General features: G+C 59.4%; 21 protein-coding genes. 18 read left to right on the top strand and 3 right to left on the bottom strand.

Features of this window, described 5'->3' with window-relative positions:
* The first annotated feature begins 424 nt into the window (after positions 1–424).
* The 6 genes from kdpF to DTW90_RS21375 all read left to right on the top strand — a co-directional run bounded on the left by kdpF (position 425) and on the right by DTW90_RS21375 (position 8,588).
* Positions 425–514: a K(+)-transporting ATPase subunit F gene (gene kdpF, locus DTW90_RS21400; protein ID WP_132523413.1), complete on the top strand. Its 90-nt coding sequence runs from the start codon at positions 425–427 to the stop codon at positions 512–514.
* A 36-nt stretch (positions 515–550) separates the two neighbouring features.
* Entirely contained in the window at positions 551–2,254 is a 1,704-nt protein-coding gene (kdpA, locus tag DTW90_RS21395; RefSeq protein ID WP_132523414.1) for a potassium-transporting ATPase subunit KdpA, read from the top strand.
* Positions 2,255–2,476: 222 nt separating this feature from the next.
* Entirely contained in the window at positions 2,477–4,537 is a 2,061-nt protein-coding gene (gene kdpB, locus DTW90_RS21390; protein WP_132523415.1) for a potassium-transporting ATPase subunit KdpB, read from the top strand.
* A 12-nt stretch (positions 4,538–4,549) separates the two neighbouring features.
* Positions 4,550–5,122, top strand: coding sequence for a potassium-transporting ATPase subunit KdpC (gene kdpC / locus DTW90_RS21385; RefSeq protein WP_132523416.1), 573 nt, complete (start codon positions 4,550–4,552; stop codon positions 5,120–5,122).
* A gap of 68 nt (positions 5,123–5,190) precedes the next feature.
* Positions 5,191–7,899, top strand: a complete 2,709-nt coding sequence (locus DTW90_RS21380; RefSeq protein ID WP_132523417.1) for a sensor histidine kinase KdpD — start codon at positions 5,191–5,193, stop codon at positions 7,897–7,899.
* Entirely contained in the window at positions 7,896–8,588 is a 693-nt protein-coding gene (locus DTW90_RS21375) for a response regulator transcription factor (protein ID WP_132523418.1), read from the top strand. Before DTW90_RS21380 ends, DTW90_RS21375 begins: the two co-directional genes overlap by 4 nt.
* Positions 8,589–8,660: 72 nt before the next feature.
* Here the strand turns inward: DTW90_RS21375 and DTW90_RS37635 are convergent, their stop codons facing one another.
* Entirely contained in the window at positions 8,661–9,296 is a 636-nt protein-coding gene (locus tag DTW90_RS37635; protein WP_246664995.1) for a KTSC domain-containing protein, read from the bottom strand.
* A 126-nt stretch (positions 9,297–9,422) separates the two neighbouring features.
* Here DTW90_RS37635 and DTW90_RS21360 point away from each other — a divergent pair, with 126 nt between their 5' ends.
* The 12 genes from DTW90_RS21360 to cax all read left to right on the top strand — a co-directional run bounded on the left by DTW90_RS21360 (position 9,423) and on the right by cax (position 23,415).
* On the top strand, positions 9,423–9,893 hold the full coding sequence (locus DTW90_RS21360; protein WP_132523419.1) for a hypothetical protein: 471 nt from the start codon (positions 9,423–9,425) through the stop codon (positions 9,891–9,893).
* 159 nt (positions 9,894–10,052) lie between these two features.
* The gene (locus tag DTW90_RS21355) at positions 10,053–11,630 is read left to right on the top strand and encodes an AMP-binding protein (RefSeq protein ID WP_149340744.1); all 1,578 of its coding nucleotides are present in this window, start codon (positions 10,053–10,055) and stop codon (positions 11,628–11,630) included.
* Positions 11,630–13,129 carry a hypothetical protein gene (locus DTW90_RS21350; RefSeq protein ID WP_149340742.1) on the top strand — a complete coding sequence of 500 codons (1,500 nt, stop codon included), beginning with the start codon at positions 11,630–11,632 and terminating at the stop codon, positions 13,127–13,129. Before DTW90_RS21355 ends, DTW90_RS21350 begins: the two co-directional genes overlap by 1 nt.
* Positions 13,129–13,380 carry an acyl carrier protein gene (locus DTW90_RS21345; protein WP_132523422.1) on the top strand — a complete coding sequence of 84 codons (252 nt, stop codon included), beginning with the start codon at positions 13,129–13,131 and terminating at the stop codon, positions 13,378–13,380. Before DTW90_RS21350 ends, DTW90_RS21345 begins: the two co-directional genes overlap by 1 nt.
* Positions 13,381–13,472: 92 nt before the next feature.
* A complete protein-coding gene (locus tag DTW90_RS21340; protein ID WP_149340740.1) occupies positions 13,473–14,399 on the top strand; it encodes an ArsR family transcriptional regulator in 927 nt (308 codons plus the stop codon).
* Positions 14,400–14,619: 220 nt separating this feature from the next.
* Positions 14,620–16,128 carry an alpha-N-arabinofuranosidase gene (locus tag DTW90_RS21335; protein ID WP_149340738.1) on the top strand — a complete coding sequence of 503 codons (1,509 nt, stop codon included), beginning with the start codon at positions 14,620–14,622 and terminating at the stop codon, positions 16,126–16,128.
* 201 nt (positions 16,129–16,329) lie between these two features.
* On the top strand, positions 16,330–18,231 hold the full coding sequence (locus tag DTW90_RS21330) for an ABC transporter substrate-binding protein (RefSeq protein ID WP_132523425.1): 1,902 nt from the start codon (positions 16,330–16,332) through the stop codon (positions 18,229–18,231).
* A gap of 123 nt (positions 18,232–18,354) precedes the next feature.
* Entirely contained in the window at positions 18,355–19,359 is a 1,005-nt protein-coding gene (locus DTW90_RS21325; protein WP_149340736.1) for an ABC transporter permease, read from the top strand.
* Between the two features lie 3 nt (positions 19,360–19,362).
* Positions 19,363–20,220 carry an ABC transporter permease gene (locus tag DTW90_RS21320; protein WP_149340734.1) on the top strand — a complete coding sequence of 286 codons (858 nt, stop codon included), beginning with the start codon at positions 19,363–19,365 and terminating at the stop codon, positions 20,218–20,220.
* 2 nt (positions 20,221–20,222) lie between these two features.
* A complete protein-coding gene (locus DTW90_RS21315) occupies positions 20,223–21,212 on the top strand; it encodes an ABC transporter ATP-binding protein (protein WP_132523428.1) in 990 nt (329 codons plus the stop codon).
* Positions 21,209–22,015: an ABC transporter ATP-binding protein gene (locus DTW90_RS21310; RefSeq protein WP_149340733.1), complete on the top strand. Its 807-nt coding sequence runs from the start codon at positions 21,209–21,211 to the stop codon at positions 22,013–22,015. The genes DTW90_RS21315 and DTW90_RS21310 overlap by 4 nt, the downstream gene beginning before the upstream one ends.
* A 254-nt stretch (positions 22,016–22,269) precedes the next feature.
* Complete coding sequence (gene cax / locus DTW90_RS21305) at positions 22,270–23,415, top strand: calcium/proton exchanger (RefSeq protein ID WP_132523430.1); 1,146 nt, start codon at positions 22,270–22,272, stop codon at positions 23,413–23,415.
* 75 nt (positions 23,416–23,490) lie between these two features.
* Here the strand turns inward: cax and DTW90_RS21300 are convergent, their stop codons facing one another.
* Both DTW90_RS21300 and DTW90_RS21295 read right to left on the bottom strand, forming a co-directional pair.
* Positions 23,491–23,799 carry a potassium channel family protein gene (locus DTW90_RS21300; RefSeq protein WP_132523675.1) on the bottom strand — a complete coding sequence of 103 codons (309 nt, stop codon included), beginning with the start codon at positions 23,797–23,799 and terminating at the stop codon, positions 23,491–23,493.
* A gap of 297 nt (positions 23,800–24,096) precedes the next feature.
* Entirely contained in the window at positions 24,097–25,899 is a 1,803-nt protein-coding gene (locus DTW90_RS21295) for a chloride channel protein (RefSeq protein WP_132523431.1), read from the bottom strand.
* Between the last annotated feature and the right edge of the window lie 132 nt (positions 25,900–26,031).

The following is a 26,031-nucleotide window of genomic DNA, read 5'->3' as shown; positions in this document are numbered from 1 at the left end:
TCGTCTTTAGAATCAGTAGCTTGATCTAAAGTATACCTGAAACCGCCGGGCTTTGCCCGCCGATGTATCGCGATTCCGTCAATAATTTCAGCGATTTACCGTTTATGGATGGGCACTAGCTAGGCTGGTCTCACCGACGGGCATTTATAAGATTTTTATATTGGCCGCCGTCCCTCCGTCTCGAACGTTTATGCGGTTCGGTCGCATATTAATGCTCGAGAGATCGGCAAGATCATCTCCATGCCAGAGAGAATAAAAGGCGCTTTCTTTGACGGCGCCCTTTGTCTTGTCTGACTCCAGAAAAGAACAACCCAGGAGTCAACATCGATGATGGATATTATTCTTATCGGGGCCAGCGTTTTGTTTTTCGTTCTTTGCTTTGTTTATACCAAAGCCTGCGACAGCCTATAGGCGGAGAGCAACCATGACCCTCGATTATGTCCTCAGCGGCGCGGTGACCTTATTTATCACCGTTTACCTCGTCTACGCCCTCATTCGCCCCGAGCGCTTCTGATTTTCGCAAAGCAACCGGGAACGGAAAGTTAACCCCATGACCCTCAACGGATGGCTACAGATCCTGCTTTACTGCGGGATCGTCCTTGTGCTCGTCAAACCGCTCGGCGGTTACATGACGCGTGTCTTCAATGGCGAGCGCACATTTCTATCGCCCGTTCTCGTTCCCTTGGAACGGGGACTTTATCGTATTGCCGGCACCAGCGAAAAAGAGGACCAGCATTGGACCTCCTATGCCTTCGCCATGCTGATGTTCAATCTGCTCGGCGTCCTCTTGCTCTACGCGCTGCTGCGTTTGCAGGGCATGCTGCCTTACAATCCGGCGGGTATGGCCGCCGTGCCGGAGGCGCTTTCGTTCAACACCGCCGTCAGCTTCGTCACCAACACCAACTGGCAGAACTACGGCGGCGAAAGCACCATGTCGTATCTGACGCAGATGGCGGGCTTCACGGTGCAGAACTTCCTCTCTGCGGCAACCGGCATCGCGATTGCAATCGCCTTCATCCGTGCGTTCTCCCGCGCATCCGGTAGGGCGATCGGCAACTTCTGGGTCGATATGATCCGCGCCACACTTTACGTTCTGCTGCCGCTCTGCATCGTGCTGACGCTGGTCTATGTCTGGCTGGGCGTGCCGCAAACGCTCGGACCCTATGTCGACGCCACGACGCTAGAGGGCGCCAAGCAGACGATCGCCGTTGGGCCTGTCGCCTCGCAGCTTGCGATCAAGATGCTCGGCACGAACGGTGGCGGCTTCTTCAATGCGAACTCCGCTCATCCGTTCGAAAACCCGGATGCCATCTCCAATCTCATCCAGATGGTCACGATCTTCGCGATCGGCGCTGCTTTGACCAACGTCTTCGGCCGTATGGTCGGAAACCAGCGCCAGGGCTGGGCGATCCTTGCCACGATGGGCGTTCTGTTCATCGCCGGTGTCATCGTCACCTACTGGGCGGAAGCTGCCGGCAACCCGCTCATGCATGCCTTTGGCCTGCAGGGTGGCAACATGGAGGGCAAGGAAGTCCGCTTTGGCGTTGCCATGTCTTCGCTGTTCGCGGTCATCACGACGGCTGCCTCGTGCGGCGCCGTCAATGCCATGCATGGTAGCTTCACGGCACTCGGCGGTCTCGTTCCGCTGATCAACATGCAGCTCGGCGAAGTCATTGTCGGCGGCGTCGGCGCCGGTTTCTACGGCATCTTGATGTTCATCGTTGTCGCCGTGTTCGTTGCCGGCCTGATGGTCGGCCGCACGCCGGAATATCTGGGCAAGAAGATCGAAGCCAAGGAAATGAAGATGGCAGTCCTTGCCATTCTCTGCCTGCCGCTTGCGATGCTGGTACTGACTGCCATCGCATCCGTTCTTCCCTCGGCCGTGGCATCCGTAGGCACCGGTGGGCCACATGGCTTCTCCGAAATCCTCTACGCCTATACATCAGGCGCAGCAAACAACGGCTCCGCCTTCGGTGGCCTGACCGGCAACACGCCCTGGTACAACATCTCGCTCGGCATCGACATGCTGATGGGCCGCTTCCTCGTTATCATTCCGGCCCTGGCGGTTGCCGGTTCGCTCGTCACCAAGAAGACGGTTCCCGCTTCGGCAGGTACGTTCCCGACCGATGGTCCGCTCTTTGTCGGCCTTCTCGTCGGCACGATCCTGATCGTCGGCGGCCTGACCTTCTTCCCGGCGCTTGCGCTTGGACCGATCGTCGAACACCTCGTCGCGCTCGCCGGTCAGACTTTCTAAGGATGATCCGCCATGTCGCGTCTGATGTTCACCAGACTTCGAAGGCCCCTCAATCCACGCCCCGGACTGCCGGGGCGTGAAACAGAACGGATGGCCCGTGCCTCCGACATCATACTCTTCATGATGGTCGCGCTCCTCGTCACCCTTGCTGCCTTTCGATTTTTACACGGCTGACCGGCCCCGCCGGTCACGCTGCCCTCTTATTCAAGCTGGAGTTCTCTTATGAGCCAGGCAAAATCAGCGAGTATCATGGATTCTCGCATCCTCATTCCGGCGGTGGGTGACGCCTTCAAGAAACTGAACCCACGCACGCTTGCCAAAAACCCGGTCATGTTCGTCGTGGCTGCGGTTTCAACCCTGACAACCGTCCTTTTCCTGCGCGACCTCGTGACAGGCGGCGGGAACCTCGCCTTCTCTTTCCAGATCAATCTCTGGCTCTGGTTTACGGTGCTGTTCGCCAACTTCGCCGAAGCCGTCGCAGAAGGTCGCGGCAAGGCGCAGGCCGACTCCCTGCGCAAGGCACGCACCGAAACGCAGGCAAAGCTGCTGACCGCCAACAATGGCACCGGCTACCGCATGGTGCCCGGCACCAGCCTCAAGGTCGGTGATCTCGTGCTCGTCGAAGCCGGCGACATCATTCCGTCAGACGGTGAAGTGATCGAAGGCGTTGCCTCGGTCAACGAAGCCGCGATCACGGGTGAATCGGCCCCGGTCATTCGTGAGTCCGGCGGCGACCGCTCGGCTGTAACAGGCGGCACGCAGGTACTTTCCGACTGGATCCGCGTTCGCATCACCGCGGCCGCCGGCTCCACCTTCCTCGATCGCATGATCGCGCTTGTCGAAGGCGCCGAACGTCAGAAGACGCCGAACGAAATCGCACTCAACATCCTGCTTGCAGGCATGACGCTGATCTTCGTTCTCGCTACGGCGACGATTCCGAGCTTTGCGGCCTACGCCGGCGGCTCGATCCCGATCATCATCCTCGTCGCACTCTTCGTGACGCTTATCCCGACCACGATCGGCGCCCTGCTTTCGGCCATCGGCATCGCCGGCATGGACCGTCTTGTCCGCTTCAACGTGCTTGCCATGTCCGGCCGTGCGGTGGAAGCTGCAGGCGACGTCGACACGCTGCTGCTCGACAAGACGGGCACGATCACGCTCGGCAACCGCCAGGCCACCACGTTCCGTCCGGTCCGCGGCGTCACCGAACAGGAACTCGCCGACTCGGCACAACTCGCCTCGCTTGCCGACGAAACGCCGGAAGGCCGTTCCATCGTCGTTCTCGCCAAGGAGAAATACTCCATTCGCGGTCGCGACATGGGAAGCCTGAAGGCTACTTTCGTGCCCTTCACAGCCCAGACCCGCATGAGCGGTGTCGACGTCGAAGGCTCTTCCATCCGCAAGGGCGCGGTCGACGCCATACTTGCCCATGTCAGTGGCGACACGTCTGCCCGCAACAGCAGCGAGACCGTGCGCGAGCTGCAGGCCATCTCCGACGAGATCGCCAAGTCGGGCGGCACACCGCTTGCCGTTTCCCGTGACGGACGTCTGCTCGGCATCATCCAGCTGAAGGACATCGTCAAGGGCGGCATCCGCGAGCGCTTCACCGAACTGCGCCGCATGGGTATCCGCACCGTCATGATCACTGGCGACAACCCTATGACGGCTGCGGCAATCGCCGCAGAAGCCGGCGTCGACGACTTTCTTGCCCAGGCGACGCCTGAAAACAAGCTGTCGCTGATCCGCGAGGAGCAGGCGAAAGGCAAGCTGGTCGCCATGTGCGGTGACGGCACGAACGATGCTCCGGCACTCGCTCAGGCCGATGTCGGCGTCGCCATGAACACCGGCACGGTCGCGGCACGCGAAGCCGGCAACATGGTCGATCTCGACAGCGACCCGACGAAGCTCATCGAAATCGTCGAGATCGGCAAGCAGTTGCTGATGACCCGCGGCGCGCTAACGACCTTCTCGATCGCCAACGACATCGCCAAGTACTTCGCCATCATCCCGGCAATGTTCCTGACCTTCTACCCGCAACTCGGCGTGCTCAATATCATGCACCTCGGCACGCCGCAGAGCGCCATCCTGTCGGCCATCATCTTCAATGCCTTGATCATCATCGCGCTGATCCCGCTGTCGCTGAAGGGTGTCCGCTATCGTCCGATCGGTGCCGGCGCACTGCTTTCCCGCAACCTGCTGATCTACGGCGTCGGTGGCATCATCGTCCCCTTCATTGGCATCAAGGCGATCGACGTGATCATCACGGCAATCGGCCTCGCCTAAGGAGTTAAATCCATGTTGAAACAACTACGTCCGGCAATCGTCCTGCTCGTTGCAACGACAGCTATCACCGGTCTTGTCTATCCGCTCGCAATGACCGGCGTCGCCCAGGCAATCTTTCCGACCCAGGCAAATGGCAGCCTGGTCGAAAAGGACGGCAAGGTGATCGGCTCCACGCTGATCGGCCAAGCCTTTACCAGCGACAAATATTTCCACGGCCGTCCTTCCGCCGCCGGCACCAATGGTTATGACGCTACGAGCTCCAGCGGCTCGAACCTCGGCCCAACCAACCAGAAGCTGATCGACCGCGTCAAAGGTGACTACAACACGGCCAAGGCTTCGAACCCCAACGCCGAAGTCCCGGCAGACCTGGTGACGGCATCCGGTAGCGGTCTCGATCCGCACATTTCGCCTGAAGCCGCATACTTCCAGGTGCCGCGCGTCGCAAAGGCGCGGAACATGGATGAAGGCAAGGTGAAAACGCTCGTGGACAATGCCGTTCAGGGCCGTGAGCTCGGTATTCTTGGCGAACCTACGGTCAATGTTCTGGCATTGAATCAGTCACTTGATGCTTCTATGACTCAGTGAAAATTGCAGGCCCTTGCGTCTTGTCGAGCCGGCGCAAGGGCCTCTTCCAGTGAACAAGGATCACGTGGATGCCAGATGATAGCCGCGAACAGGCCGGCAGGCCGTCGCCCGAGGCGCTGCTCGAAAAAGCGCGCGCCGAAGCACGCGGCCGTTTGAAGATTTTTCTTGGTGCCGCCCCCGGTGTCGGCAAGACATATGAAATGCTTGCTTCGGGCCGCGCAAAAATAGCCGACGGCCAGGATGTCGTCATCGGCATCGTCGAAACCCATGGCCGCAAGGAAACCGAGGCCCTTGTCGAGGGTTTCGAAATCATTCCCCGCATTCGCACCGACTATAAGGGCAGAGCGCTGGAGGAGATGGACCTCGACGCCATACTCGCGCGAAAGCCGGATCTGGTGCTCGTCGACGAATTGGCGCACAGCAATGCGGAAGGGAGCCGTCATCCAAAGCGCTACCTCGACGTCAAGGAATTGCTGGAGCGCGGCATAAATGTCTATACGACGCTCAACATCCAGCATGTCGAGAGCCTCAACGACGTTGTCTCGCAGATCACCCGCGTCCGGGTGCGGGAAACCGTCCCGGACTCCGTCATCGACATGGCCGACGATGTCGAGATCATCGATCTGACTCCGGATGATCTCATCAAGCGCCTGCACGACGGCAAGGTCTACATGCCGAGAACGGCGGAACGGGCGCTGACCAACTATTTTACCCCGGGCAACCTGACGGCCTTGCGCGAACTGGCGCTGCGGCGCACCGCGCAGCGGGTCGATGATCAGTTGCTCAACCATATGCAGGCCCATGCCATTCCCGGTCCCTGGGCCGCGGGCGAGCGTGTCCTCGTCTCGGTTGACCACCATCCGCGTTCGGCCTCGCTGGTGCGCTATGCGGCCCGCATGGCATCGCGGCTGCGAGCACCGTGGACCGCCGTTCACATCGAGACCGCAAGTTCCTTGCATCTGAGCGAGGCCGATCGCGATACGGCAGCAGCGACCTTGCGGCTTGCGGAGCAACTCGGCGGCGAAGCCCTGACGTTGCCGGGATCGAGCATTCTCGAAGAGCTGGTTCGCTATGCTACCAGCAACAACGTCACGCATATCGTCATCGGCGCGCCCAAGAAGCAAACATGGCGCGAGATGATGACGCGCTCGCTTGCCGACCAACTGATCCGGCGCGCCGGCGACATCAGCGTTCACGTCATTTCAGGGCGAGAAACGGACGCTCTGAAAAGCCGCGGTGTCGAGGCGGCGTCGACAGGCCAGCCATTCGATCTGAAAGGTTATCTCCTGGCGACCGCCTACGTCGCCATCGCGCTCGGCGTCAGCGTCATATTGGATCAGGTGCTCGACGTCCGCAATCTCGCGCTCGTCTTCCTGATGGCGGTGCTCACATCGGCCGTTCTTCACGGGCTACGGCCGGCGCTCTATGCCTGCGTGGCAAGCGCGCTCGCCTTCAACTTCTTCTTCCTGCCGCCTCGCTATACGCTGACGATCAGCGATCCAGAGAGCGTGATTGCGCTCGTCTTCTTCCTGGTCGTCGCGGTCATCGCCAGCAACCTGACGGCCACGGTGCAGCGGCAGGCCGCGGCGGCGCGGCAGCGCGCCCGCACGACAGAAGACCTATACCTCTTTTCCAAGAAGCTCGCAGGCACGGGCACGCTCGACGACGTCCTGTGGGCGACCGCCTTCCAGCTTGCCTCCATGTTGAAAGTCCGCGTCGTGCTGCTGCTGCCCGAAGGCGATACGATCGCCGTCAAGGCAGGCTATCCGCCGGATGATACGCTTGTCGATGCCGATATAGCCGCAGCTCGTTGGGCCTGGGAGCACAATCATGCCGCAGGCCGCGGCGCCGATACCTTGCCCGGCGCGCAACGCCTTTACGTGCCACTTCGCACCGGGCGTACCGCCGTCGGCGTTATCGGGCTCGACAGCGACCGCCGCGACGGCCCGCTCCTGACGCCGGAACAACAGCGATTGCTCGATGCGCTTGCCGACCAGGCAGCCCTTGCAGTCGAACGCATTCAGCTCGTCGCAGATGTGGACCGCGCCAAGTTAGCGGCTGAGGCCGACCGGCTGCGCTCCGCCCTGCTGACCTCGATCTCGCACGACCTCAAGACCCCCCTCGCCGCTATCCTCGGCGCCTCCGGGACGTTGCGCGAGTATTTCCACTCCATGCCGGAGGACGATCGCAACGATCTTCTCTCGACGGTCATTGACGAATCCGAGCGCCTGAACCGCTTCATCGCCAATCTGCTCGACATGACCAGAATTGAATCGGGCGCGATGGAACCCAACTACGCACTGCACTATGCCGGTGATATCGCCGGCAGCGCAATGCGTCGGGCAGCAAAAATCCTTGGGCATCACAAGACAGACATGTCGATCCCTTCGGATCTGCCGATGGTCCGCGTCGATGCCGTCCTGTTCGAGCAGGCGGTTTTCAACCTGCTCGACAATGCGGCCAAATACGCGCCTGAAGGCTCGGTCATCCGTATCTCAGCGAGAGCGGATGAGGAAAACGTCATCATCCAGGTCTCCGACGAGGGACCTGGTATTCCACCCGGGGACTTGAACCGCGTATTCGACACTTTCTACCGCGTGCGCAAAGGCGATCAGGTGCGCGCCGGAACCGGCCTCGGTCTTTCGATCAGCCGAGGCTTCATCGAGGCAATGGGCGGCACGATCGTTGCCGGCAACCGCACGGATCGGTCCGGCGCGGTATTCACCATTCGCCTTCCCATACCTAACGACATTCCCAAATTGGACGAACTGCCATGACCGGCTCAGCCGTCAAGATTCTCGTCGTCGACGACGAGCCCCCAATTCGCAAGTTGCTTCGTGTCGGTTTGACCGCGCAAGGATATGACGTCAACGAGGCTGCAAGCGCAGGTGCTGCGCTGCAATCCGCAACCGATGACCCGCCGGACCTTATTGTCCTCGACCTCGGTCTCCCCGACAAACCAGGCCACGACTTGCTGCGGGAATGGCGCGAGGCGGGTCTGTCCGTGCCCGTTGTTATCCTTTCGAGCCGCACCGACGAGGCCGGTATCGTCAAGGCGCTGGAGACCGGCGCCGACGACTATGTGACCAAGCCCTTCGGAATGAACGAGCTTGGCGCCCGTATCCGCGTGGCACTTCGCCACCGCCTGCAGCAGCAGGGCGAGAAAGCAATCTTCAAGACAGGTGGCCTGTCGATCGACCTGGTCAAGCGCATCGTGAAGATCGATGACAAGGAGATCAAGCTTTCACCGAAGGAGTACGACATCCTGCGCGTGCTCGCCCAGCATGCCGGCAAGGTGCTGACCCATCAGTTTCTGCTGAAGCAGGTGTGGGGACCGGCCGCGGATGTGCAATATCTGCGCGTCTATGTCAGGCAACTGAGGCAGAAGGTCGAGCAAAGCCCGGATCAACCCCACTACATCACGACGGAGACGGGGGTCGGATATCGCCTGCGCGAGCCCGACTGAGAACTGAGATTGGCGGCACCCGTCGCGTAGTCGGGAGGTGCAAGGACAGCGGTCCGCGCGTGCTGGCAATCTCTACGCGGCGATGCGCTTAAAGTTCGGTTTGATCCGATCGGCATAGTATCGGCCCGGCGACGGGGCCACGGCCATTGCGAGTGCCTCTTCTTCGGGAACGCCTTCGAACAGACGCTGCTCGCCATTCCTGAACCGTATGCGCAGGCGCCCGTCGGCCTGACCGAAATAGATCGATTCGATCAGCCGTGAATCCACGGCCAGTCGCGTCACCGGGTTGATCCCGTCACTCAAGGCCGGTAAATGCCGCCCAGGCCGCGATTGACGCGAGGATTTCAGCGGGCCTCGCCTTGATGAGATCTTGCGCTCACGGATGATGTTCGCGGCTTGGGCGAACAGCGCTCCAGCCAAAGCTCCTGCGGCCTTGACAGTTGCATCGTCCAATCTCGCGTGACGTGTCGGAGATAGCTGCTGCAGAAGTTCGATACCGCCTGCGCCCATGACGGCGAGGACGGAGAGAGCAAACCAGTGCCTGGGATAGGCCGCGACGAATAGTGCCGTCATTGCCGCAAAGGCGAGAGCCCGATCGATGTCGACGGGCAAAATGTCCCGCGGTCGCCACTCGATCGGTGATATCGTCACGAACACGATCGCAACGAGTGCTGCCCAGGCGGCAAATTGAATAGTTCTCTTTTTCATGCTTCGAGCCTAAAACAACGGTCGTTAAGGCCCGGTCATGACCCCTCCGGCAAGTGTCGGCACGGTTAAAGAATGGTACTGCGGACGATGGGACGGCTGGCAAAAGCGGGGAGCTTTTTTGCGCGAATGATGTGTATCAAGACCATGGCCTTTGCGGCGCTGACAGTGCTTGGCTTCTCGACCATCGTCTATGGACAGACGATCCAGGTGCCATTGTCCTCCACCTCGTCAGTCGGCTTGACGTTGCAATTTTCCTGCGGGGAACCCAATCCGGGGATCTCGGTGGACCTCGATCGCCCGCCTGCTGAATTTCGCAACTCCGAGGAGGTCGTCGCAATCTTCGACCAACAGACCGCCAACCCGTTTTCGGTGCATGGATTTACGGTCCCGATCGAGCAGGAGCGGGAAAGACTTGTGCTCGACCCGAGCTACAAGACCGTCGTTCGCGACCTGTTTGATATATGGGGCCAAAATGGCAGCAATCACGACTTGACGATACTGGTGCCCAAATACAGCCTGACGGTAAACGCGACCATCAGCCAGGAAACCGTGTCGAAAGTCGAAAGCGACTATCGACAGGCGTGCCCTATTCAATAAGCAGATGGCAATCACAAAGGCCACGTTCACAAAGCGGTGAACGTTAGTACTTCGCCCCCTCCACGGTAACCATACCGCCGGAAATGCGTTGCATCGCTTCGGCTTTCGGAAAAACTGCGCCGGTCACGAACGGGAGGTCCTTTCCGGACCACGATTGCCATGACCGCCAACCTCGCATCGCCGCTATACAACCACAGTCTCGAGAGACCGGACGCGCTTGCGCTTTCCGTCAACGGGCGGGATCTGAGCTATCGCGAGCTTGCGGCTTTGGCGAGCCGGATAGGCGGCCGGCTGGAGCAGGTTGCAAAGACTGGCCGCGTCGGCATTCTGGCATCCCGCAGTCTTGCTGCCTGTGCCGGCATCCTCGGCACGGCATGGGCCGGCGGGACCTATGTCCCTCTTAACCTCAAATTGCCGGAAGCAAGGCTCGTTCACCTGCTTTCGACACTCGACCTCGATGCCCTGATCGTCGACTCTCGCGGCATGGCGCTGCTGAGTACGGCAGCCTTGGCTGCCGCACCGCGCACAATCATCGTTTCCGACGATATTGAAGTCACTCCATCGGTCGAGGGCAAGACATTCGTCTCTTTCGCTGCCATCGAGCAAAGAGGCTCGCCGCGACCCGTTGAAATTTCCGACAATCATCTCGCCTATATCGAGTTCACCTCGGGCACGACGGGTTTGCCGAAAGGTGTCATGGTGCCGGTCCGCGCGGTCAATCACTATCTGAAAGTGATGCAGGACTGGATCGGTCTGACACCGGACGATCGCGCCGCCGAGACCTGCGACATTACCTTCGACCTTTCCGTGCATAACATGTTCCTGACCTGGCAGGCCGGCGCCTCGCTGCATGTGATGAACCCGTTGCAGATGGTCGCGCCCGCGCGCTTTATCCGTGACCGTGCGATCACGACATGGCTCTCGGTTCCGTCAATCATCGCGATGATGCGGCAGAACCGGACGCTGGAGGTGGGAAGCCTGCCGAGCCTGCGCCATTCCTTCTTCTGCGGAGAGGCCTTGCCTGTAGGTGCAGCCCGCGCCTGGGCAAAAGCCGCGCCGAACAGCCGCGTCGAAAATATCTATGGCCCGACCGAGGCAACGATCGCCTGCCTGCGACAGCCAGTCATCGAGCCCATTGCGGTGACAGTCAATCGCGAGATCGTGGCGATCGGCAGGGCCTATCCCGGCATGGCCGCCCAGATCGTCGATGCTGCATTGCGCCCGCAGCTACCAGGCGTCCCCGGCGAAATCGCACTTTCAGGCGCGCAGATCGCCGAAGGATATTTCGGACAGGCAGAGCTTACCGCCAGCCGATTTCCGACGATCAACGGTGAGCGCTGGTATCTGACCGGCGATCTCGGCGTCGAGGATGACGACGGCGTCTTCCACCACCTCGGGCGGCTCGACAATCAGGTGAAGGTTCTCGGCAATCGCATCGAGCTGGAGGAGATCGAGATGCATCTTCGCGCCGCCTCCGGCTCCGACCACGTTGCCGCCGTAGCCTGGCCGATTTCGGATGGCTCCGCCAAGGGCATCGTCGGTTTCCTCTCGAACTCGCGGCAGAGCGCGGAGACAATCAAGAACGATCTACGCAAGGGTCTGCCTGCCTATATGGTGCCGAGCATCATTCGACACCTCGATGACCTTCCGCTCAACAGCAATGGCAAGGTCGATCGAAAGGCTCTTGTGGCAATACTCGATTTCGAGGCGGCCGTCCCGGTCGCGGAGCGCGCCTGATGACCGACAGCACGTTTCCCGGCGTCACTAGCCGCCCTTCCGCAATCGGGCGCCTCCTTGCTATGCGCCGCGCATGGCTGGAGATGGACAAGAATCCGGATGCCATCCGATTTGCCGGCACTGCGCGCGGCGTCACCGTCCTTCACCTCGCCTTCTTCGCTGTCCTTCTCGTCGCAGGGCCGGACATCGGCTTCGGGACCGCGGCAATCGCCATTGCCGGGCTCACCGGCTGCGCGATCCTTCCCTCGAAGCGATCGCTCGTGATTTCGGTTTCGACGCTGATCTTTCTGGTGGTGCGCCCGTTCCATGCCTATGAACTGGCGGTGATACCGCCGGCGATCCTCGAGCGCGTCGGTCTGACAAACATAAGCGCCCGAAATCTTGCCTGGGCGGCGACGGCCGCCTTCATGGTGCTGGCCTGGCTCGCCTTGTATCTGCAAGGTCGCTATCGCGACACGTCAGCCGCCAAACGCCCCTTGCTGTCCATGGTCATTGTCTTCTGGTGCCTGGTTCTGGTTGCGGTATCGGGCTTCCTGCCGGCGCTGCCGCTTGCTTTCCTGTGGACCTTCCTCGCGGCCTTTGCCTCCGGCTTCTGGTTTCTTGCCTATGCGCTGGCAGATCAAAAGGCAAAGGATCCGACATCCAACGCAAAGCGGCTCGGTCTCTTTCACCCCTTCTGGGAGGGCCCACCTCTGCCGACGGGCAAAGGGGCGGCCTACCTGCGCAAATTCGAGGCCAAGGATGACGCCGGCCTTGCCGTCACCCGGCTGAAGGCGCTGAAACTTCTGGTCTGGGGCGTCATGCTGACCGGCCTCTATCTCGGCCTGTCGAGACTCATCAACGAGACGGCCGGCCTGCCGACGCTGCACCATGCGATGGAGCTTTCTTCAAGCGGCACGCCGATCCCGGCTTATGAGGCGTGGACATCGCTGGTTGTGCATTACCTGCTTGATGTCGCTTTCATCGCCGGCTGGAGCCATGTCGTGGTCGCTATCGTGCGCATGGCCGGCTATGCGATCCCACGCAACACGGCACGGCCCCTCTCCTCGCGCACGCTCGCCGAATTCTGGAATCGCTACTATTTCTATTTCAAGGAACTATTGGTCGATTTCTTCTTCTTTCCCGCCTTCCTTCGCTATTTCAAGAAGCAGCCAAAGCTAAGAGTCGCCTTCGCTACGCTATGTGCGGCGTCATTCGGCAATGTGCTGTTCCATTTTACCTGGAACCTCAATCTGACGCTCGAATACGGCCTTATCGGCGCCATGCGGCATTTCGAGAGCTATGCAGTCTATTCGTTGTTGCTGGCAGGCGGCCTCATTATCTCCCAACTGCGCGGCCGCAAACCGAAGCCGGAAGATGGCTTCCTGCGTTATGAGGTCCTGCCGCGTGTCGGCGTTGGCCTCTTCTTTTGCCTGGTCGCAGTCTTCAACGAAACGCCGGAGCTCTTTTCGATGCATGACCGGGCCGTATTCTTTCTCAGCCTATTTGGAGTGATCTAATGACCATCATGGTGATCGACCGACTGCGCAACACTGTTGCCGACCTGCTTGCCGCAAGAGGCGACCGCAATCCCTTCTCGGATAGTGAACCGCTCTTCACAGCCGGCCGCCTGGATTCGCTTGCCGCAACCGAACTGATCGTCGCTCTGGAACAGGACTATGGTCTCGATCTCGCAAGCGCGGATTTCGACATTTCGGCTCTGGACACGCTGGCCGATCTCTCGAAACTTGTAGCAGCTTCCAAGCCGTAAGAACGTCCCGGAAAATCCAGCTACGAAGGTCTTACTTGTGAAATCAGGATTATTGATATAAATGAAGCCAATTGATGGGGCTTCAGAAACGAATGAAACGCAGCTTTTTGACCATTCATGCCGGCGAAAATGCCGAGGCATTGCGAGCACTTTCGATTCCGGCTCGCGTAGACATGCTAAAGTTGCTCTGCTCCAAAGGCCCGCTGAACGTCAATGAAATAGCGCGGGCATTGAGCCTGCCCCAGTCGACCGTTGCCACCGGGATCATGATCCTCGAAGAAGCCGGTCTTGTCGAGACCAAGGCGGCAAAGGCCAAAAAAGGCTACCAGAAGATTTGTTCCGCACTTTACGACGAGATCCTTCTGAGCTTCGAGGACACAACCCTGAAGCGCAGCGAGGACGTGATCGAAGTCGCGATGCCGATTGGTCTCTATACGAGTTGCGAGACCCATGCTCCTTGCGGTCTTTGCTCGACGGAAGGCGTGATCGGGCTGCTCGACGTTCCGGACTATTTTCTTGATCCGCAACGCATGCAGGCCGGGTTGCTTTGGTTTGGGCGTGGGCATGTGGAATACAAATTCCCCAACAATGCCAAGATCTTGAACAAGAATGTCAACGCCATAGAGTTCTCGATGGAATTGTCTTCCGAGGTCCCCGGAACCAATCCCGACTGGCCTTCTGATATCACCATCTGGGTCAACGGAGTTGCCGTCGGCACATGGACGTCGCCGGGCGATTATGGCGACAAACGCGGCGCCTTCACGCCCGGGTGGTGGAAGCTTGAAGGGTCCCAATACGGCAAGTTGAAGACATGGCGGATATCAAGGAAGGGGACCTTCATCGACGGTACCGTCGCGTCCGATGTCACCATAGGCGATCTCGCCATTGGCCAGCACTCCTCCATTCGCCTGCGGATCGGCATCGCCGACGACGCGCGCCACACCGGTGGCGTGAACATTTTTGGCCGCGGCTTCGGCAATTACGGTCAAGACATCCTGATGCGGATCGATCTCGATTGAATTTAGATCATAAATTTTGATACATAGCCGTATTTCTATTAGATATTATTTTTCTCGCTTTTTTATCGAACTGATATTGCTCCAGAAATTTGGCTTTTCCATCGAAATTACGCATTTTTTGAATAAAATGGCCGACAGTTTGACGTTGACGCATCCCCAAAGTTATATCAGGATCGGCGCATTATAACATAATATCTGATACAATACAGGAGGGTTAGCCGTGAAGGCGCAAGTGGTCATCCATCGTGACTTCCGAATTGCCGATATCGACGATCGGCTCTACAGCGCTTTTCTTGAACATTTGGGCCGGGCGATCTATGGGGGCATCTATGAGCCCGGTCACCCGACAGCCGATGCGGATGGATTTCGCCAGGATGTCATCGAGCTGGTCCGCGATCTGAATTCCCCCTACTGCCGCTATCCCGGCGGCAATTTCGTATCAGCGTATAACTGGGAAGACGGCGTGGGTCCTCGATCCGAGCGTCCCGTGCGTCTTGATCTTGCCTGGCGGACGCGTGAGAGCAACCAGATCGGCGTCAACGAATTCGTCGACTGGTGCAAGAAGGCCAACACCAAGCCGATGCTGGCCGTTAATCTCGGATCACGCGGTCTCGACGCTGCGCGCAACTTCGTGGAATATTGCAATCATCCCGGTGGCACCTATTGGTCCGACCTGCGCCGCAAGCACGGTTGGGCAGCGCCTCACGATGTAAAGCTTTGGTGCCTCGGCAACGAGATGGACGGCCCGTGGCAGGTTGGCCACAAGTCGGCCTATGAATATGGCCGGCTGGCCGACGAGACGGCCAAGGCGATGCGCGGCTTCGACAAGTCGCTGGAGCTGGTCGTCTGCGGTTCTTCCAATTCGGACATGAAGACCTATCCCGATTGGGAAGCGCAGGTTCTCGAACAATGCTACGACAGCGCCGACCACATTTCCCTGCACATGTATTTCGCCAACCGGGAAAAGAATACGCTCAACTATCTCGCCAAGGCGGAAAAGCTTGATCGTTATATCAACACCATTAGCGGGGTGATCGACTATATCAAGGCCAAGAAGCGGTCGAAGAAGACGATCGGTATTTCCTTCGACGAATGGAACGTCTGGTACCATTCGAACCAGCAGGACAAGGATATTCTGGCACGTAACGAGTGGCCGGACGCCCCACATCTCCTGGAAGACGTTTATAATTTCGAGGATGTTCTTCAGGTCGGCGGCATTCTGAATACCTTCATTCGCCGCTCCGATCGCGTGCGCATCGCCTGCATCGCCCAGCTTGTGAATGTCATCGCGCCGATCATGACCGAAGATGGCGGCCCCGCATGGCGGCAGACCATTTACTATCCGCTCTATTTCGCCTCGAAATATGGTCGCGGCTACGCGCTTCGGCTTGTCACCGACGGTCCGACCTATGACAGCGACGAGGCCGATGACGTGCCTTATCTCGATGTCAGCGCGGTTCACGACGCCAACTCGAATGCAGTCACCCTGTTTGCGGTGAACCGCCACCCGGACACCGCGCTCGATCTCGATACAAGGCTGGAAGGCTTCCCCGCCGCACGCGTCGTTGAACAGCATGAGATGACGCATGGAAATCTTGCGGCAGTCAATACGGCCTCGCAGCCCAATGCCGTCGTTCCCGCGACAACAGGGGATGCCAAGATCGAGGACGGCCGGCTTCGCGCCACGCTGAAGCCGCTGTCTTACAATGTGATCCGGCTGTCGGTATGACGCCGGTCGCCGGGACGCGAAATAAGTCACGTCTCGGCCTGTAATGACATCAGGCTATCTCGCGAGGAGGCGAGATGCGCCGGATAAGGGCCGATTTGGGCAGGATCTGTCCAAGGCCGAACTGACAAACGAAATTGGAAGATTGCGGCGTGCTTGACGTTGCTCGACGCGCCCTCGGAGGAACAATTTAGGGAGGAGATTATGCAGCATTGGAAGAAGCTTGCCTTCGGTGTCGCGCTGGCCGCAATCGGCCTCATGGCGACGGCCAAGGCCGATGACTATACCTCCTTGCCGCGCAAGGAGACGCTGATCGTTGAAAATCCGGAAGGGACGATCAAGAATCCCGGCTGGTTCAATATCTGGGTCAACGGCGGCGGCGGTGTCTCCACCGGCCTGCAGCAGTTGACCATGGACACGCTCTGGTACATCGATCCCGAAAAGGGCCTTGGCGGCTCCACCTGGGATAATTCCCTTGCCGCCGACAAGCCGCAATACAATGCCGATTTCACGGAGATGACCGTGAAGTTGCGCAAGGGGCTCTACTGGAGCGACGGCGTTGAATTCACGGCCGACGACGTGGTCTACACCGTCAAGACACAGATGGACCATCCAGGCATGGTCTGGAGCGCGGCCTTCTCGGTGCAGGTGGCAAGCGTCGAGGCGCCCGATCCCTATACTGTTGTCTTCAAGCTCAAGAAGCCGAATTCGCGCTTCCACGCCCTCTTCACGGTGCGCTGGAACGGCGCCTGGATCATGCCGAAGCACGTCTTCGAGAAGGTGGCCGATCCTGTCCGCTACGACTTCGCTAATCCCGTTTCGCTCGGCGCCTACAAGCTGAAGTCCTTCGATCCGCAGGGCAAATGGTACACCTGGGAGAAGCGTGACGACTGGCAGCGTACCTCGCTTGCCCGCTTTGGCGAGCCGGCCCCGAAATACGTGACCTATGTCGATCCCGGCCCGCCGGATAAGCGCACCATCGCGCAGCTCGAACACAATCTCGATATCATCCACGACAACACGCCGGAAGGCATGTTCACGATCAAGGAGAAGTCGAAGACGTCGCAGAGTTGGTTCCCGGGCTTCCCCTTCGCCCATCCAGATCCGACGCTGCCGGCCGTGATCTTCAACACGCAGGATCCGACCTTCCAGAATCCTGATGTCCGCTGGGCGCTCGCACTACTGATCGACATCAAGGCGGTCGATATGGCGAGCTATCGCGGTGCTGCGACGCTCTCCGCCCTTGGCGTGCCGCCGACGGCGATCGCGATGACGGACTATCAGGCGCCGATGCAGGACTGGCTGAAGAACTTCGAGATCGACACCGGCAAGCGCAAGATCAAGCCCTACGATCCGACTATCGGCCAGCAGATTGCCGATCTCCTGCGCAAGCAGCCGAAGTTCAAGGACCAGATCCCGACCGATCCGGCGGCCATCAATAGCGCCTTCGGCTATGGCTGGTGGAAGCCAGATCCACAGGCTGCGGCCGAGCTTCTGGAAAAGGCCGGCTTCAAGAAGGTGGGCGGCAAGTGGATGATGCCTGACGGCCAACCCTTCAAGATCCGCATGACCGTTGAGGGCGATACGCGCTCGGTCTTCACGCGCGCCGGAACACTGATTGCGCAGCAATGGGCCGCCGCCGGCATCGATTCCAAGGCCACGCCGACGACCAGTCTGTTCCAGACCGCCCTGCCGACAGGCGATTTCCAGGTGGCGATCGCCTGGAGCGTCGAAACCTGGGGCGGCGATCCCGATCTCTCCTTCTTCCTCGACAGTTGGCATTCGCAATTCGTGGCCAAGAAGGGCGAGAACCAACCGCCGCGCAACTGGCAACGCTGGTCCAATTCGGATCTCGACAAGATCATCGAGAAGATCCGAACGATCAGCGCCGATGATCCCCAGGGCGTCGAACTCGGCAAGGACTATCTGAAGCTGGTGGCGCAGCAGATGCCGACCATTCCGCTGATGTCCTATAACGTCTTCACTTCGATGGATACGACCTACTGGACGGGTTATCCGACGATCGCCGATCCCTACACGGACCCGGTTCCGAATTGGGCGAACTCGCGCCTGATGATGGTCAAGCTGAAGCAGGTCCAGAAATGATCTCCCGCCACCGACGCGGTCCGCCGCGTCGGTCTCCTGTCGCCGGACCCTAGCCAAGTCACGCTAGTCAAGTCCGGCGAACCCTATGATCCGGCGTGAGAATATAGCAAGGAAAGAGGCCTGATGGCGTCCTATCCGATTTTCGTATTGAAACGCTTCGGCCAGTTTCTGCTGGTGGTGTTCCTCGGCATCACCGCCACGTTTTTCATTACGCACCTGACACCGATCGATCCCGTCGAGCAAAGCATCGGCACGCTGCAGCAGATGGGGCAATCCGATCCGCGCGCCGTCGAGCTGATGCGCCAGTCACTGAGAGAACTCTACGGCCTCGAAGGCTCCGTCTGGCAGCAATACCTGCATTTCTGGGAAAGGCTCGCCGTCGGCGATCTCGGCCCTTCGCTATCAGCCTTCCCGACGCCGGTTTCGACCATCATCCTGCGCTCCCTGCCCTGGACGATCGGCCTTATGACGGTCGCAACCCTCATGACCTTCGTGCTCGGCAGTGCCATCGGCGCGTTCGCCGGCTACTACAGGAAGAGCATGCTGCTGAAGGCCGTCAGCCTGGTCTTCATCGCCATGCAGCCGATCCCCTATTACATCCTCGCCTTCGTCCTTCTCATCATCTTCGGCTATGTCTGGCCGATCCTGCCGATCAACGGCGGCTATGAGATGAATACCAATCTGGACCTCTCTTTCTCCCTCGTGCTGGACATCCTCAAGCATTCGATCCTGCCGGCGCTTTCGCTGATCCTGGTCGGCACGGGCGGCTGGCTGATAGGCATGCGCGCGCTCGTCTCCAACATCATCACGGAAGATTATGTGGTCTTTGCGGAGCTCGGCGGCGTGCCGAAGAGGCGTATCCTGAGATCTTATATCGCCCGCAACGCCATGATCCCGCAGTTGACCGGCCTGGCGATGTCGCTCGGCGCAATCTTTAACGGCACCGTCATAACAGAGATCGTCTTCGGCTATCCCGGCATCGGGAACCTGCTCATCTCGGCCGTGCATGCGGGCGACTACAGCCTCGTGCTCGGCTTGGCCGCCCTGTCGATCGTCGGCGTCGCCGCCGCCGTTTTCATCATCGACATCCTGAGCCCGCTGATCGATCCGCGCATCAAGGTGGAATAACGCATGCTCACAATCGTTCGCGACCTCGCGCGGCAGAACCTGGAATTTCTCTGCGGCCTTGTGCTCTTCGCCATCATCGTCGCTTTTATCATTGCATCCTATTTCTCGCCCTACGGCGCGACCGACCTCTATCTCCTGCCCCCGGACATGCCGCCGGATGGCGACTATTGGTTCGGCACGACTTCGCGCGGACAAGACGTCTTCTGGCAGTTGGCAACCGCGCTGCGGAACACGCTCTATTTCGGCATCGGCGTCGCTTTCCTGTCGCGCATCATATCGCTGGTGGTGGGGCTGGTAGCCGGCTACGCCGGCGGTGCAGTCGACCGCGCCCTGATGGCGATCAACGACAGCGTCATGGTCATTCCGCAGTTTCCGCTGCTGATCCTGTTCTACTTCGTGCTGAAGGACAGCATGACCTGGACCGTCCTCATCGCCATCATGGCCGGTCTCGGCTGGTCCTATGATGCGCGCCTCATCCGCTCTGTCGCGGTCAGTCTAAAAAGCCGGCCCTTCACCACCCAGAGCGTCTATTCCGGCATGAGCATGCGGAAGATCCTGGTCCAGGAGCATCTGCCCTATGTGCTGCCGATCGTCTTTGCGACGACCATGAACAACATGATCTGGTCGATCGGCATGGAGATCACGCTCTCCGTCCTTGGTTTCACCGATATCGAAACCCCGACCATGGGGATGATGATCTATTGGGCGAACGCGCATTCCGCCCTGATCGCCGGGAACTGGTGGTGGGTGGCCGCGCCCGTCGCCGCCATCGTGCTTCTCTTCATGTCGCTCTTCCTGCTGTCGATGTCGATGAATGAATACAACGATCCGCGCAGCCGACTGAACCGGATGGGAGGCTGAGCATGGAAGCGGTGGTCGAGGTAAAAGATCTCAAGGCCTACTATCGAGCATTCCTTTACGGCGTCGATCGCGAAGTGCGCGCGGTCGACGACATCAGCCTGACGATCGGTCGCGGTGAGATTTATGGTGTTGCCGGTGAATCGAGCAGCGGTAAGACGACGCTCATCAAGACCATTGCCGGTGCCATCCGTCCGCCGCTAAGGGTCGTTTCCGGCGCAGTCACCTTTCACTTCAAGGGCGGCACGCAGGATATCTATGCGATGACGCCAGGCGAGAGGGCGGCCCTGCGGTGGCGGCATCTGTCCTACATCATGCAGGGCTCGATGAACGTGCTCAATCCGGTGCGACGCATCCGCCACTCGTTCACGGATTTTGCCTTTCGCCACATGAAGGTCGAACGATCGGTCTTCTTCGACCGCGTAGCCACACACCTCCAGCGGCTGAAGCTGGATCCTCAATTGCTCGATGCCTATCCCCATGAATTGTCCGGTGGCATGCGTCAGCGAATGACCATTGCGCTCGCTACCATTCTGACGCCGGAATTCATCATCGCCGATGAGCCAACCACGGCCCTCGATGTCATCGTTCAACGCGACGTCCTGACGATGATCCGCGAAATTCAGCGTGAGATGGGTTCGTCCTTCCTGTTTGTAACCCATGACATGGGCGTGCACGCCACCGTCTCCGACCGCATCGGCATCGTCTATGCGGGTCGTCTGGTCGAGGAGGCACCGACCCGCAAGCTTTTCAACCTGCCGCTCCATCCCTATACGCAGCATCTGGTCGCAAGCCTTCCGCGTATCGGCGATATGACCACCCGGCCTTCGCTGGAGGGGCGGCCGCCAAATCTCGCCATGCCCCCGGAAGGCTGTCGTTTTCATCCGAGATGTCCCAAGCGTATGGAGATTTGCAGTCACAAGGTGCCACCGATGGTCACAGTCGAGCCGGGTCGACGTGTTGCCTGCTTTGCCGTGACAGGAGAACAGAGTTGAACGATCTGCTTTCGCTCTCGCATGTCACGAAAGTCTACCGACAGGGCGGCATGCTTGGCCGCCGCCACATCACGGCGGTCCGGGATGTCAGCCTGACGCTCGGGGATGAGCCCGAGATCCTTTCGATCGTCGGCGAATCCGGCTCGGGAAAGTCAACCATCGCGGCAATGATCCTCGGCCAGACGGCGCCGACGGAAGGAAAACTGGATTTTCGGGGGCGACCGGTGGCGGTTCACGGTAAAACTGAGCGGCGCGCCTTCATGCGAGAAGTTCAACCGGTATTGCAAAATCCGTTCGAGGCTTTCAATCCGCTAAAGCGGGTAGATCGCTATCTCTTCGAAACGGCGCGGAATTTCGCGCCCAACGGCAAGCGGACGAACCGCGCGGAAATCGAGCGCATGGCCGATGTCGCGCTCTCGCATATCGGCTTGACGCTCGCGGAGGTGAAGGGCCGGTTTCCCCATGAACTCTCGGGTGGCCAGCTCCAGCGCACAGCGATCGCCCGTGCGCTGATACCACAGCCGCGGCTGCTCGTCGCCGACGAACCCGTCTCGATGGTCGATGCGTCGCTAAGGATGGCGATCGTCAATCTCTTCAGCCAATTGAAGAAGGACCTCGGCCTTTCGATCATCTACATAACGCACGACCTCGCTACCGCCTACTACATCAGCGATCGCATCATCATCATGAGGAAGGGCGAGATTGTCGAGGAGGGCAACGCAAGAATCGTTCTGGACAATCCGCAGCATCCCTATTCGCAAGCGCTGAAGGATGCGGTCCTTTCCTCTGTGGTTTCGGATTAACTTCGGGAAGGCTCGGTCGTGTTCGCACGAATTCAGAACTCCACGCTCGCTCCTTCTTTTCACTATCGCCGCCGCGGCTCCAGCAAAGACGCAAAATTGGTGCCTATTCCTACCGTATTGATCCAAATCAGTGCATTTCTTTCGGCACCGTGCTACGGTTGAGTTTGGCATCTCTAAGATGCAGCCCTGCAAGCTCCACCGTCGCTGTGAAATGGCATGCTACGCTGCGGGTGCTCTGACTCCGGGGGGAGGACATGGGCAACTTCGAAGAAGGAAAATCCAGCGCGCCGAGCGGCTCTGCCGTCGGAAGGGCCATCCTGTCCGAATTTCGACAGATGCCGCTTCTGGCACTCCTCGTTTTTGTCCCGATCGTCATTATCCTCGAGCGCGTCTCGCCCGAGGCCCACACCATGCTGTTTCTCCTTTCGGTGGTCGCCATCGTCCCCTTGGCGGCGGTGCTTAGCCGCGCGACCGAGGCGGTTGCCGCCAAGACGGGAGATGCTATCGGCGGCTTGCTCAACGCCACGCTTGGCAACCTGACCGAACTTGTGATCTCACTGGCAGCTCTGCAGGCAGGACAATATTTGCTGGTCAAGGCATCGATTGCCGGCGCGATCGTCACCAACACCCTTTTTATGCTGGGGGGCGCGTTCCTTTTGGGAGGGCTCAAGCATCATATTCAGGAATTCAACAGGGTAAATGCCCACTTCCAGGCGTGCCTGCTGTTCCTCGCAACGATCGCGATACTCGTCCCTTCCCTGATCAGCGGAGTTGATCAGGTGCCCGCTGCCGATTTCTTCCAAAAGCTAAGCCTGGGGCTGGCCATTCTTCTCATTGCCGTTTACGCGCTCGGCATGTTGTTTTCGCTGAAAACCCATCGAGAGCTCTTCGCCAGTGTCAGTCACGCCGATGAAGATGAAGCGCTGTGGCCGCTCTCGGTGAGCGTCGTCATCCTTGTTGTCGTGACCCTCCTTGTCGCCGTGGTCAGCGAAATCTTCGTGGGTTCGGTCCAGGTTGCCGCCCAGCATCTCGGCATGACACCCGCTTTCGTGGGCTTCATTGTCGTCGCTTTAGTTGGCGGAGCCGCAGAAATGACGACCACATTTGCAGCCGCGCGTGCAAATCGCCTCGACCTGAGCGTCGGCATCGCTTTGGGCAGTGCGGCACAAATCGCCCTCTTTGTTGCTCCGGTCCTGGTGCTCGTCAGCTACTTCATCGGTCCGCAGCCGATGTCCCTGCAATTCTGGCCCGGCGCGGTCACAATGATGCTGATCGCCACTATGGCGGCATCTCTCCTGTCGAACGGCGGTCGCGGCGCATGGTATGCGGGTGTCATGGCGCTGGCGGTCTATGCCATTTTCGGGCTCACGCTGTTTCTTCTGCCTCCCGGGGGTGCGTAGTAACGGAGGCCGCCCGCTGCCACAATTGGCCGAGCCGGGTTGTTTCCGGATGCGGCTTGGCTGATTGCATTCATTTCATTCTTGATCGGGATCTGTCGCCTTGAGCGCCTGCACGCTGACGGCCGCCACGAGGCCGGTCAACACAATACCGGAAAAGCCGATCACCAGGGCCAGCAGCCGAGCCATAAGATGTTTAGGCGTAATATCGCCGTAGCCGATGGTCAGTCCCGTGACGAAGGTGAAATAAAGAGCTTGGTCGAGGCGCCAGTCTTCAATGCGCCCGATCACGACTCCACATCCGGCCATGAGGACAAGAAGCCCGGAAAAGATCGGCCATAGCAGGTGAATTTGCTGGTACAGCGCATAGAAAAAGAGACGTCTCATCCGTCTCGATTGCGACCCGACGCGTGTTTTTGGCACCGCGATCCTCCACCACTCCAGGCGCAGAAAATCCGGCAACGCCAACGACGCCCTTATCGGGCCATGACAGTTGCATCGGCGCCGCTCAGAAACTGCCCGTTGACGTCTCTATGCGAGGTCTCCAACTCCCATCATACCTCCGCACGCCGCAAGCGACCATGCCTTCGCATCTCGAAATTCTGGTTGGTGGCACCTGCTATCGGATAGAGCGGAAGAGATTGCCCATGCAAGGCGGCTGCATGGGCAACGAGAAAACGGAACCTATCCAATCTTTGCGGATCGAGATCCAAGATAAGGCCGACGTTCGGACTCCGACGATTTCAGCGCGCTTCGCAGCCGCAACAGATCCTTGCGGGTGATAAGTCCGACAAGCCTGCCGCTATCCGGATCAACCACAGGAATGCGCCCGGTGTCGGCTGAGATCATCAGGTCCGCAATGAATCCCACGGTGTCATCGGGATGGCCTACGGGAATGGATTCGTCTGAGATCTTTTCGGCAAGCGTTTGGCCCGCCAGATCATCGTCCCCCTGCCAGCTCAGCGCGTCGCCTCGCGAAACGACCCCTATCAGCCGGCCATCATCATTTACGACCGGATAGACCCGATGCGTCTTTTGCTGCGACGCAAAGAATTCATAGGCCGCCTCGAGCGTGATGGAGGCTGGCAGCGTATCCACCTCTTTGATCATGATCTCGCCGGCGCGCGACAATTCGAAAGGATCGATGCCGTATTCGCGCGTTATATGCTGTCCGCGACGTGCAATCTTTTCAGTCAGGATCGAACGGCGAAGGAGGAGCACGGTTACGGCGTAGGCAGCGACCGTAGCAACAAGCAACGGCAGAAGTGCGCTCATGTCTCCGGTGATCTCGACCGCAAAGAATGTTCCGGTCAGCGGCGCTCGCATGGTCCCGCCCATCATCGCAGCCATGCCAAGCAGCGCCCATAAACCAGGGTCGCCAGGAAATACCAGACCCACAAGCCAGCCAAGCGCGCCGCCCAGAATGAGAAGAGGCGCAAGAACGCCGCCTGATGTGCCCGACGACAACGCTACGAGCCAGATGCCCGCCTTGACGAGAAGGATTGCGAGAACCGCCTTTGCGACAATATGGCTCGCAAGGAGATCGGAGATGATATCGTAGCCGACGCCAAGCGCGCGCGGCTCGATCAGTCCACCTAGCCCGACGACGAGACCGCCCAATGCCGGCCACCACATCCAGTGGATCGGCAGCTGTTCAAAGGCATCCTCGATCTTGTAGAGCAGCGTCGTCAGCAAGCCCGACTGCAGACCCGACAGAATGCCCATGGCGGCGAAGAGAAAGATCCCCCACCAGGGAAGATTGATTTGGAAATGCGCGGGAAAGAGCGCCCCCGTTCCGAGGAGAAACGGCCTCCAGGAGACCGAGACGGCCGCTGCAACCGCGACCGGAATGAAACTGCGCGGCTTCCATTCGAAAAGCAGCAATTCGACAGCCAGCATCACAGCAGCGATCGGCGAACCGAAGATGGCCGTCATGCCTGCGGCGGCACCGGCAACCAGCAGGGTTTTACGCTCGGCGGCGCTCATATGGAAAAATTGGGCAAAGAGCGAGCCGATCGCGCCGCCCGTCATGATGATCGGACCTTCGGCGCCGAAGGGGCCGCCGGTGCCGATCGAAATGGCCGATGACAAGGGTTTGAGGACAGCGACCTTTGGCGACATTCGGCTGCCGCCGATCAGAATTGCCTCGATTGCCTCAGGAATGCCATGTCCGCGGATTTTTTCGGAGCCGTAGCGGGCCATCAGACCGATCACCAAACCGCCGAGAACAGGCGCCGCGACCATCCATGGGCCGCGCGGGGCGTCAGCGATCGATGAAGCTGTCGTGCTCAGCCGGCCCATCCAGACGAGATTGGTCACAAGCGCTATAAGCTTGATCAGCACCCAGGCGGCAAGGGCGCCTCCCGTTCCAACGATAACGGACATGCCGATCAACAGAAGGACTCTGCGGTCGGTCGTAAAGTCACCCGCCTCACGGCGCGCAAGCCCGCCTGTAAAATCATGGCGCCTTTGGGAAGATTTCGACATGGTTGAAAGCCTGTTCGAACGGCCGCAGCCGTCATTATTCCGATATTTGTTCAAAGCGTTTCGAGCTTTTATATCGTGATACGATATAAATCAATACTGTTGTCGTCGGCAAAATGAGATGCGCGATGCACA

The sequence above is a fragment of the Neorhizobium sp. P12A genome (assembly GCF_008365395.1).
In the GTDB taxonomy this organism is placed as follows: Bacteria; Pseudomonadota; Alphaproteobacteria; order Rhizobiales; family Rhizobiaceae; genus Rhizobium.
This window is presented reverse-complemented; position numbering and strand designations above follow the sequence as displayed.